The following is a 10,794-nucleotide window of genomic DNA, read 5'->3' as shown; positions in this document are numbered from 1 at the left end:
CTCTTGAACAGTTTGTTAGTCGCGAGGCACCGAGCGACAATTTTAAGCCAAACTAAACTTTGCGAACAACAAACTTTATGTGCTTTGATGCACTTAAGTCAGGCGTAGTCTCAAAGCAGCTACTCAATGAAACCACTTGGAACATAAAACATCGTAGAAAACGGACTGACAACACCAAAAAGCGCTTTTGGAAAACCAATCTCACAGTGCTGACTTTCAACAAAGTCACTGAAACCACGTGGAACTTACCGAGCAGAGCTGCAACCAAGAACAGACGCTCGATTGCCCTGTCCTGTCAGCACCAAAGAACAAAAAAACCGCTTGGACACTTGCAAAACTTTGGACTTAAAACAGCTGAGACTGAGTTCTGACCATCAATGAGTAGCCTGTATAGCAAACAATCATCAGCCAAATTTTAAGCTTAGAAACATGATTTTGATTGCTAGCTTTTTCTGGCGACTAACGCCGCGTTAAGTGGTGAGCAACGCGACCACCTTACCTAAACCATTGTGCCGTAAACACTAAAACCGATTCAAACTGAAAATGCCAAGCGTTGTGAATCCGTCTTAAACGCTTTGTTAGTTTACCTTTAACACGAATCGCACGATTTAATTATATTGACCATTTCATGCGACTAACTATAATCTCAATGTTACTGCAGATTTGGAGATTGATCATGCACACATTAACAGCAAATGACGCCAAACGTAATTTTGGTGAGTTACTTCTTAGCGCCCAGCGCGAGCCAGTGAAGATTAGCAAAAACAGCAAAGATGCCGTGGTTGTAATGTCTATTAGAGACTATGAAGAGCTGGAAACAATGAAAGCAGACTACCTTAAACATTGTTTCGAGTCAGCTAAGCAAGACTTAGCACAAGGCAATGTCGTTGATGGTGAAGATTTTTTAAACTCCTTATAACCAGCTATGCAGAAGAATAAGTACAAATTAAGTAAGCTAGCTCAGGCTCATTTGCGAAAAATCAGAAGCTATACCGTCAACAATTTCTCTGAAATGCAGTGGCGCAACTATAAAGATACATTACTAACCGGATTTCAGATGCTTGCGGACAACCCTGCCGTTGGTCGGAGTTGTGATGAAATTTACCCAAACGGTTTTTACTTTCCTGTAGGCAAACACACAGCTTACTTTACAAAAGAAGACGGTTTCATTTTAGTCGTAGCTGTACTCGGTCAATCACAACTACCTCAAAACCATTTGTAATTGTGGTGTCACCCTAGCTCCGGAGCTAGGGTGATGAACTTTCTTGGTAAACTAACGCTGCGTTAAGGGGTGAATGCCGCACAAACCAACTAACCGCAGACCACTTTCACCACCAAGAATCACCGCATACAAAAAATGCCACGCGGCATGAATCCCTCTTGAACGCCTTGTTATGCTTAAGCTTCAATGGGTTACGTTTTACTCAAAACAAGATTAACCCGACTTTGATTTACAAACAAAAGCCAAAACTTAGAAAACCGAAATGACTCATAGTTATGAAAATCGGACTTTGAAATTCAGCCGCTAAAACTCAAAAACTGAAGATTAAATTGCTGACTGAGCCAGCTACCATAACCTCGCACTTACCTGAAAATTGATTGAGGCAACGCTCTGAATTTTCAGCGCCAAAGAATAAGTGTCCGGAAAACAGCGCCCACTGGAGCCGACTTGCCGAAAAACTCGAAACAAACAAGCCTGGGGAACAAAGAAAAATCATAAACCACTGATTTTACGTGATTAAGCATAACGCCCAATTAAGGGGTGAACAACGCCTTCACCCAAACCTAAAGCATTGTGCCATCAGCACTAAATTTGAAGTAGAAGCAAAAATGCCGAGCGTTGTGAATCCCTCTTAAATTGCTTGTTAGTTGCGCTCTGACCACTCCGACCGTAACACCCCATATTTGACGGAGTCATAGTACTCACCATTGTAATAACGAACCTTTCGAAGTCTAGCTTCTTGCTGAAAACCCAGTTTCAGAGCCAAGGACATCATTCGAGGATTACCTGACCAAGTGGTTAAACCAACCCTCTCGATTTCTTTAGTTTCGAATAAGTACGATACCCATAAAGGTAGAGCAAGCGCAGCAATTCCCTTACCCCAATACTGTGCATCGTAAATCACTACACCAGCTTCAAGCCAACGAGTTTCTTCACATTCCCAGTAGCAACTAGCCGTTCCAACAGGAATACCGTCAACAGTGATTAATTGTAAGTCTGAGCCAGCTAGTAAACGCTGAAATGATGAACTTTCAAACTGTTCTAATGTTGGATGAGAATATTGAAAGTAAGGGCCATTGAACTTCATCCATTCATCATTTGAAATAACCAAAGAATGGAGAGCTGCCAGTTCGTCTTCCTTGGCTGGTCTAATATCTACTTTCATATCTTCCTCAATACTTCCCGATTCTTTGTAGCAAACTAACGCCGCATTAAGGTGTGAGCAACGCTGCCACCAAACCCAAACCATTGCATCGTAAACACGAAACCTAACCTTGAACTGAAAATGCTAAGCGTTGGGAATCACTCTTAAATGCTTTGTTAAGTGCCCTTTCAACTCTTCAGGTTTCATTGCCGGTTTGGTTTTGTGTAACATTGCATGACAGTTTGGACATACTGGTACGAGATCGGATTCTACGTTCAAACTGTACTCAGAACCAATTTCCGATAAGTCAATGAGGTGATGGATATGAATAAAACCAGTACCTAAAGAACCATACGTTTCTTCAAAATTAAAATCACAAACAATACAGTTAACACCATGTACAACTATTGCTTTTTGCCTAGCGCTCACGCTTCGCTCGTATTTGTTTACGTATGTTTTTTTTACTTTACCTTCGATGAACTCAACTTCGTCAGGGTATACTGAATAAGCGTTTGACTTAATATTATATTTAGTTTTCATGTCTGCAATAACTTTTTCAATCGAAGTTCTACGCCCTTTTCCTAAAGAGTTGTAGTAATTGACATGATGCGCTGTAGCCTGCAACGCAAGTTCAAATTGGTATGAACCATAATCTTTATAAATTGACTCAAGAAAATATATCGTAGAATACTCATTCATTGCTCTAGTGTGTCCTACACCTTTCATTAAGCTCCTAAAAATATTGATGTAAATCCTAGCAGAACCGTCAGACATTAGCCTCTTGTCAGACGCTTCTTTAGCTGCTGACACCAAAGTTTGCTTTGAGTCATATACGTTCTTTGCTGCGTCGTAAATGAAATGAACGCTAGATTCTGAAATTTTCATAAACTCTTCATTCCTTGAATATCAACCAGTTCCCACATGGCTCTGGGCACTTAACGCCGCGTTAAGGGGTGCAGGCACGCAATACAAAAGTGACCGCATCACACCTTAACCACTAAACTTACCGTAAACTGAAAATGCCACGCGTGCCAAGTCCCTCTTGAACGCCTTGTTATGTTTAAGGCTCAAAGGGTTAAGTTTACGAAACCGAGAGCTTAACTCGACTTACCCTTGAAAACCAAAACCAGAAGCTAAAAAACTGAATTAACTCATAAATTCGATTTTACTAACATTGAGTTTTAGCGTAAAAAACCGAAAACTGGAACTCTAACTTTGGAATTGAGAACACTTCACTCTCCTCGCCAACACACTGGATTTCAATGAGGCAATTCTCTGAATTTTTCGCGCCCACGAATAGGAGTCCAGAAAACAGCGACCACTGAAGTTAGCTTGCCGACAAGACCAAAATTAGAAAGCTAAGAAAAGATACAACCAACTGATTTTACTTGATTAAACATAACGCCCAATTAAGGGGTGAACAACGCCTCCCCCCAAACCTAAAGCATTGTGCCATAAACACTAAAACTGAAGTAGAAGCAAAAGTGCCAAGCGTTGTGAATCCCTCTTAAATTGCTTGTTAGCTTTGGCACAAATGAGGGCTGAGATTTATTGAGTCTATTGGAGGCATACTATCAACTTGATGATATCCCCAGAAGGTTAGTAGTAATGCCATAACCGGACCCAAAATACAGATACCTGACTTGAAGTACGCTGCAATACCTCTTTTAACTGCTGTCAGTTTATACACCTTCATTGATTTTGGAGGAAAACGCCCTTTCTTCAACCCCTTTATCCCGTTCGGAAGCATAAACGCAAGCACGACAAAAAGAGAAAATGGCAAACCAACAAACACTAAATGCCACACATAATCGGCACCATTTAACCCCAGAAATTCATAGCAGTGCGGTCGCTCGACAAAATCTGTCACTAAAGGAAGAAACAAAAACTTATGAAATGCAATTACTGCCAAACCCAATATGGTGAATACTGAAAATCGAACTACTTTCTCTTTTTTTGTATACTCGTCAGCATATTCCATATGCAAATTTCCCTTGAAAAGCTAACGCCCTGTTAAGGGGTGAGCAACGCAATACCAAAGCTGCTGCATACCACCTTAATCACTTAAACCAACGCACAGTAAAAATGCCACGCGTTGTGAATCCCTCTTAAACAGTTTGTTAGCTGCGTACCAACATTTTTGCCACATCAATTGCGACAACTTCAGTACCACAGAGGTTTGCATCCCAATTGAGACCCACAAGATGTCCATCGCTATGAATACCTTTTAGCCAATTATCAACGAATGAATCTAGGTTAATTGGACTTGGGACATACAACTCCCAATCACCAATTGCGACCCGACTTGCGTATGCTCTATCTGACCAAAAAACATAAACTGATGCGTCTGGATACTGATTCGAATTACAAACTGCCCAACCACCATCAGGATGCAGAAGTCTCCTAACAGTTCGATTTTCGATTACTCTGTCGATAAATCTTATGTAATTGGAACTTGATGTAGCTTTATCTTGGATCATCATTTTTCCTCTAAGCAGCTAACGCCCAGTTAAGGGGTGAAGCACGCAATGACTAAGCCGCTGCATGGCACTTCAACACCGGAATCTACGCATACCAAAATGCCACGCGTGCTGAATCCCTCTTGAACTGTTTGTTAGCAATCAATAGCTGCGATGTTTAACATTTGGGCTTTAATGCTATCAAAGTATGGCGCATCAAATTTATAGGAATAGCCACCAGTATTATGGTTACTTGGATACCTTAAATGCTGATCCATAAACTCGGGCTTAAACTGTCGTAAGTGTGCATTTACCATTTCTTCTTCACTAGGGTTTAAACTACTAGCTTCATAGTCAGAAAAATCGAAAGGATGATTGAGCTTAAACTTATCTTTCGCGAAATACTTTCGATATTCATTTTCGAGTTCTGCTAAGTCATGCCCTTTCTTAGTAACACCCTTATTTAACAGCATATATTTGTAAAAAAGCTCGACGGAATGATAAAGCTGATAAGCAATTGCATTCTCAAATTCATGCGTATTAATTAGATCCGAATTACTACTTGCAGCCACCTTACCAATTTCAATGTAGGCGATAGCCATTGATAAATATTCTTGATTAGAGTTTTTCACAAATTTCTCCTTGATTGCTAACGCCGTGTTAAGGCGTGACGTAATGCGTGCCATACTTGAGCGAAGCGAAACTGGCACGCGTTGCGGAATCGCTCTTAAACGCCTTGTTATGTGAATTTTTCAGCGCGATCAATACACACAACCATTAAACTCAATGACTTGCTGGCTTAGAGCGTGACCAACATTGTAAGTCTTAACCATGCCTCCACGATAAACAAACTCGTGCCAATTTTTCTGCTGTATATCGTAGTAATGGATAGGACAAACTAACTCTGAATACCCTGAACTTCGATATACATCTGGCTCATAAGCGAAGAGAAAAGAATGAGTAACACCAAAAGACACCAAGTATTTATCCAGTTCTTTTACGATAACTTTGGCTAAACCCAGACCGCGCTTATTGGGTGCAACTGCTATACCGCCAACTATGCCCGCTTTGAAGTTGGTTAAGCCCTGTGACATTAATCGACTGTAAGCAAAGCCGGTAGCAACAATCTGACTGTCGTCTTCAATGAGAACAGCACAAACGAATTCGTGGTTAAAATTGACTGTAGAATCTTGACCAAAAACTGAGTTGAGATGTGCATTAAGTGATGCTTCATACACCTCAATTTCACCACTTTTGACCACTGATATTTTCAAGATGAGCTCCATTCACATAACGCCGCATTAAGGGGTGAACAACGCAGCCGCCCAACCTAACCCATTGTGCCGTAAACACTAAAGCCGATTCAAACCAAAACTGCCAAGCGTTGTGAATCCCTCTTGAATGCTTTGTTAGTTGCCAAGCCTAACGCTTTGATTTGAAGTTAATTGTAGCTTTGCCAATACGAACTTTACGTGTTTTGAAAAACTTAAATCAGGCGCAGTTTCAAAGCGCCTGTCACTGAAACCACTTGGAACAAACAGCGCCGTAGAATGCAGCCTAACAACACCAAAAAGCTCATTTGAAAAGACAATGCCACAAAGCTGACTTTCAACAAGTAAATCGGCTTCTGAAACGGCAAACCAAACTAGGAAAAGATCGATGCTCAATTCCCGCGAGCCAAGATCCCGAAGTTCTAAGTGCAGAATCGATCAAAGCACACGAATGATTAGCCCTAAACATTCTGTTTTAGCTGCAATTTTCTCGTTGGCAACTAACGCCCAATTAAGGTGTGAGGCACGCAATACGATGCTTCCGCATACCACCTTAACCACTAAAACTAACGCATAGTAAAAATGCCACGCGTGCCGAATCACTCTTAAATTGTTTGTTATAAAGTGGACTCTACGTTAAACGCCTTTTCTAACCACACCGAGCTAATGTACTGTCCATGTTTCTTTGCATACTCATTGAAAACTCCGACTTCTCTGAAACCAAACCGCTTATGTAATGCAACTGATGCGTCGTTTGGTAATGCAACACCCGACAATACACGATGGACACCATAATCACGAATTGATGAGAACAACTGAGTATATAGTTTAGAGCCTAAACCTTTCCCTTTTGCTTCTTGTGCCAGATAAACGGTCACTTGTACGGTGTCGTCAAAAGCTGAAATTGCTCTGTACTGTTGGGAACATGCAAAACCTAGCAACACGCCGTTTTCCGTTGCTACATATAGTTGATATTTGGTAGTGCTAGAAAACTGAGAAAACCATTTATGACGATTTTCCAGAGTAAATGGAACTTCCTCAAAGCGTGCATTAGTATGCTCAATATAAAAATTAAAAATGTCAGTGATACCAGCAACATCTTCAAGTTTACCTGTTCGAATTTCCACGAAATGTCCTTTTTCTTCGAGCTTTACAACGCCGCGTTAAGGGGCGCAGGCACGCACTACAAACGTGACCGTATTACGCCTTAATCACTAAACAAACTGCAAACCAAAAATGCCACGCGTGCTAAGTCCCGCTTGAACGCTTTGTTATGTAGCCTGCCTTTCAGATTCAATTTACTACCCAAGAAAAGCTGAACAAGCAGCGAATCTTGCCGCGCCCAAATTACCTGAAGCGGTTCACGAAATTGAGTAGGCAAAACGGCCAGCGCCCTTGGATTCAAACGACCAGCGACAAAGATCGCTTTTGTGTAGAGAAAACCTAACGAACGGAACCGACATTGCACGCAGACGTTTCGATAACATAATACTCGCCACACCTTGCGATAGATGAGCTATCCGCAAACCATTTGCCAAAGACAACTAGATATAAACACCAAGATTAATAAAGCTACATAACGCCGCGTTAAGGGGCGCAGGCACGCAATACAAAAGTGACCGCATCGCACCTTAACCACTAAACCCAACGCAAATTGAAAATGCCACGCGTGCCAAGTCCCTCTTGAACGCCTTGTTATGTTTAAGACTCAAAGGGTTAAGTTTTACGATACCAAGAGCTTAACTCGACTTACCTTTGCACACCAAAACCATAGGCTAAAAACTGAATTAACTCATAAAATTGATTGAATTTGCATTGAGTCTCAACGTGAGAAACAAAAAGCTGAAGCTCTAACTTTGAAACTGAGCAAGCTGCACTCACCTCACCCAAACACTACATTTCAATGAGGCAACTCTCTGAATTTTTAGCGCCCACGAATTGGAGTCCAGAAAACAGCGACCACTAAATGTAACTTGCCGACAAGAGCAAAATTAGAAAGCTGAGAAAGCAAAGAAAAGATGCAACCAACTGATTTTACGTGATTAAACATAACGCCGCATTAAGGTGTGAGCGGCGCTTGGCTATACTTGAGCGAAGCGAAACTGCCAAGCGTTGCGAATCACTCTTAAATGCCTTGTTATACACGCTCTAAAGGCTTGACTCGTAATACTTAACCATTTCTTCTTGGCTAATCGCGTTACTTTCTAAGTTTTGTTGATCTTTAAAGATTTGCGCCAAAGAAGGAAGAATTGAACGATTTACTTTATAGTCATCAGACCAAAGCTTTCCTCTCATCACTGATTTAGCACAGTGAAAATACATACTTTCTATCACTATTTTGATAACAACCTTGGGAGATTTACTTCCATCAGGACAAACGGATAACAAGTTGGAGTCAGTATGAATACTCGCTGTTCCTTTGATGCGAACTACTTCATCAATACCATTGACCATCAACAACAGCCCTACTTTTGGGTTACTGATAATATTTTTAAGGCCATCTATTCGATTATTCCCCGAGCTATCGGGAAGCAATACTGTTGATTCATCTAAAACTTTAATGAAGCCAGGCTCTCCTCCCTTTGGGGAGAGATCAACATAGCCTTGTGAATCAGTGGTGCTTAGAACCGCGAAATGGCAATTATTTATTAGCGTAATCGCATGTGCATCCAGAGCAGGTAGAACTTTATTTTTAGCTCTCGCACTTGGCTCAGCGTAAATTCCTTTTAATTGCTCTATCGTTTTAATTTCACTCATTCTATTTTGCTCCTTCATAAGTGTATAACGCCGCATTAAGGTGTGAGCGACGCTTGGCTAAACTTGAGCGAAGCGAAAACGCCAAGCGTTGCGAATCACTCTTAAATGCTTTGTTATACCTAACTAACACATACCGAACGTAGTGGTATCTTGACTAGGCTTATCATCCACTTCGTTTGAAGATTGCATCTGCTCAAGGCATTTGAGTAATTGCTGAGTGTTTTCAGAAAATGCCTTAAGCAATTGTTCACTTGAAGCCGTGTTCATATCAACACCTTTTGCGATATGAACGTGTTTCTTGTACGACTCATAAATTTCACGCATTTGTTCAAGCGTATACATCTCTATGCTGCCAGCGTTATAAGAGAAGAAAAGCAACTTAGTATTTATTTCTTGGATCGATTCAAGTAAACCAACTGTAAATAAAGCACCAAGTCCACCAGCGTTTCCGGGGTTTTTCTTCAACAGGTAGTCAATTTTATCCTTCAACACTACATGTTGCTTTTGATTTTGAATAATACCAGAAGTGCTAGCCACTTTATCTGGATGGGCTAGCAGAGAATATTTCAATGTGTACTCTTCTTCATTGACCTTAGCGTAATCACTTTTTAAGTTATAGCAGTAGTCTAATGGTATTCCGAATTTTCGTAATACTGAGTCAACACGCCTCTGCTGTGGACTAAAACTATGTAGCCTTTTATTATCGTGAGTGACTTTAACTTCCAGAATTAGAAGAGAAGAGTTAGTGATCCTATATATTAAGTCAAAGCAACTAGATTCATTTAGGTTCTTAAAGGACTGTTTAGTTGAGTGTGGGGTATAAGCCGCCTGAGGTTTTTCATTCGAACATTTCTTAACGTACATATTAATGTCCGCAGCCAATTGAGTTGTATAGTTTGTTTCATCTAGCTTGTTTTTATTCATGATAGTCCTCTTGATGAATCGTTTGGTATAACGCCCAATTAAGGTGTGAAGCACGCTACCACAGCACTAAATTTGAACACCGTAAACACTAAATTAGACCCAAACCAAAAATGCCAAGCGTGCTGAATCACTCTTAAATTGCTTGTTATGCCTGTGGTGATTAGAGCTATTTTGTTTACTCTACGTCCAAGCCAGACCTTTTAGCAATTTCAGTTTCAAAACCATCGATACTCTTTTGGTTCTTTTTAAGCCAATATTTTTCTATACCAACTGTACCTTGTTTTTCTGACCAATTAGCTAGGTCTTCACGGTCTCCCTCATAGGTAAAGTAAGGAACTGACATTCCGCAGGAAGACTGTACCAAATCGACGTCTAGGACAAAGATTTGTCTAGCAGCAACACTTTCCGGAAACATCGGTGCATACTTACCCCAACTATCGTCTTGAGAGTGCAAAACAGTAGCCTTACCATAGGCTCGAAGAATTAAAGGAGAGCCCTCAAAAGCACAAAACATGACGGTCATTCTTGGGTTTTGAATGATATGTGATGCTGACTCATTACCACTTCCTGTAAGGTTTAACCAAGCTATTTGCTTCGGGTTGATAACCCGCAAGGAATCTCCACCTTTAGGGGAAAGATTCACACTACCACTCTCTGCGGCGGTGGCTACAAAATAGATTTTTTGCTGTCCGATAAATTCAATGTGTTTATCGGATAACTCTGAAAATTGCTTACCCAAAACGATTAACCTCCATGTTAATTTTCGATAAAAGGCATAACGCCGCGTTAAGTGGTGAACAACGCCAACCACCAAACCTAAGCCCTGTACCTTAAACACTAAACCTGACTGGAACTGAAACCGCCAAGCGTTGTGAATCCGCCTTAAACGCCTTGTTAGTTTTACGTTTACTACTCAGATTCCGCGATCATTTGTGCTCGCCACTCGGCTATATTTGCCCATTTCTCATCTGTTACACCGTTGTGTGACCAAAACACCACTTCACCAGTAGCGTTTAA

Annotated in this window: 13 protein-coding genes and 1 pseudogene; 3 read left to right on the top strand and 11 right to left on the bottom strand. The window is 40.9% G+C overall.

Annotation, left to right across the window (positions count from 1 at the left end; genetic code table 11):
- Positions 1-150 precede the first annotated feature (150 nt).
- The 3 genes and pseudogenes from BIW15_RS25385 to BIW15_RS23725 all read left to right on the top strand — a co-directional run bounded on the left by BIW15_RS25385 (position 151) and on the right by BIW15_RS23725 (position 1,222).
- Positions 151-371, top strand: a pseudogene (locus BIW15_RS25385) (hypothetical protein).
- Positions 372-676: 305 nt separating this feature from the next.
- Positions 677-919 carry a type II toxin-antitoxin system Phd/YefM family antitoxin gene (locus BIW15_RS23730; RefSeq protein WP_077281734.1) on the top strand — a complete coding sequence of 81 codons (243 nt, stop codon included), beginning with the start codon at positions 677-679 and terminating at the stop codon, positions 917-919.
- 6 nt (positions 920-925) lie between these two features.
- Positions 926-1,222, top strand: a complete 297-nt coding sequence (locus BIW15_RS23725) for a type II toxin-antitoxin system RelE/ParE family toxin (protein ID WP_077281733.1) — start codon at positions 926-928, stop codon at positions 1,220-1,222.
- A gap of 643 nt (positions 1,223-1,865) precedes the next feature.
- On the opposite strand, the gene BIW15_RS23710 is transcribed toward BIW15_RS23725, so the two are convergent.
- The 11 genes from BIW15_RS23710 to BIW15_RS23640 form a co-directional block, all read right to left on the bottom strand.
- Positions 1,866-2,387 (bottom strand): GNAT family N-acetyltransferase, encoded by a 522-nt coding sequence (locus BIW15_RS23710; protein ID WP_077281736.1) that lies wholly within the window; start codon positions 2,385-2,387, stop codon positions 1,866-1,868.
- A 123-nt stretch (positions 2,388-2,510) separates the two neighbouring features.
- Positions 2,511-3,251 (bottom strand): HNH endonuclease, encoded by a 741-nt coding sequence (locus BIW15_RS23705; protein WP_077281730.1) that lies wholly within the window; start codon positions 3,249-3,251, stop codon positions 2,511-2,513.
- Between the two features lie 634 nt (positions 3,252-3,885).
- Entirely contained in the window at positions 3,886-4,347 is a 462-nt protein-coding gene (locus BIW15_RS23700) for a hypothetical protein (protein ID WP_077281729.1), read from the bottom strand.
- Between the two features lie 139 nt (positions 4,348-4,486).
- Positions 4,487-4,849 carry a DUF2750 domain-containing protein gene (locus BIW15_RS23695; protein WP_256857068.1) on the bottom strand — a complete coding sequence of 121 codons (363 nt, stop codon included), beginning with the start codon at positions 4,847-4,849 and terminating at the stop codon, positions 4,487-4,489.
- A gap of 131 nt (positions 4,850-4,980) precedes the next feature.
- Positions 4,981-5,457 carry a HEPN domain-containing protein gene (locus BIW15_RS23685; RefSeq protein ID WP_077281727.1) on the bottom strand — a complete coding sequence of 159 codons (477 nt, stop codon included), beginning with the start codon at positions 5,455-5,457 and terminating at the stop codon, positions 4,981-4,983.
- Positions 5,458-5,586: 129 nt separating this feature from the next.
- On the bottom strand, positions 5,587-6,099 hold the full coding sequence (locus BIW15_RS23680) for a GNAT family N-acetyltransferase (protein WP_077281726.1): 513 nt from the start codon (positions 6,097-6,099) through the stop codon (positions 5,587-5,589).
- A gap of 135 nt (positions 6,100-6,234) precedes the next feature.
- Complete coding sequence (locus BIW15_RS23675; RefSeq protein ID WP_069535330.1) at positions 6,235-6,492, bottom strand: hypothetical protein; 258 nt, start codon at positions 6,490-6,492, stop codon at positions 6,235-6,237.
- Between the two features lie 221 nt (positions 6,493-6,713).
- Positions 6,714-7,223: a GNAT family N-acetyltransferase gene (locus BIW15_RS23665; protein WP_077281724.1), complete on the bottom strand. Its 510-nt coding sequence runs from the start codon at positions 7,221-7,223 to the stop codon at positions 6,714-6,716.
- Positions 7,224-8,244: 1,021 nt separating this feature from the next.
- A complete protein-coding gene (locus BIW15_RS23650; RefSeq protein WP_047734388.1) occupies positions 8,245-8,853 on the bottom strand; it encodes a pyridoxamine 5'-phosphate oxidase family protein in 609 nt (202 codons plus the stop codon).
- Between the two features lie 123 nt (positions 8,854-8,976).
- Positions 8,977-9,777, bottom strand: coding sequence for a hypothetical protein (locus tag BIW15_RS23645; protein ID WP_077281721.1), 801 nt, complete (start codon positions 9,775-9,777; stop codon positions 8,977-8,979).
- A 175-nt stretch (positions 9,778-9,952) separates the two neighbouring features.
- Positions 9,953-10,516, bottom strand: a complete 564-nt coding sequence (locus BIW15_RS23640; RefSeq protein ID WP_077281720.1) for a pyridoxamine 5'-phosphate oxidase family protein — start codon at positions 10,514-10,516, stop codon at positions 9,953-9,955.
- Positions 10,517-10,794 lie beyond the last annotated feature (278 nt).

This window comes from Vibrio sp. SALL6 (assembly GCF_002002385.1).
In the GTDB taxonomy this organism is placed as follows: Bacteria; Pseudomonadota; Gammaproteobacteria; order Enterobacterales; family Vibrionaceae; genus Vibrio; species Vibrio parahaemolyticus.
The sequence above is the reverse complement of the archived record's forward strand: the minus strand, read 5'-3'. Positions and strand labels throughout refer to the sequence as shown.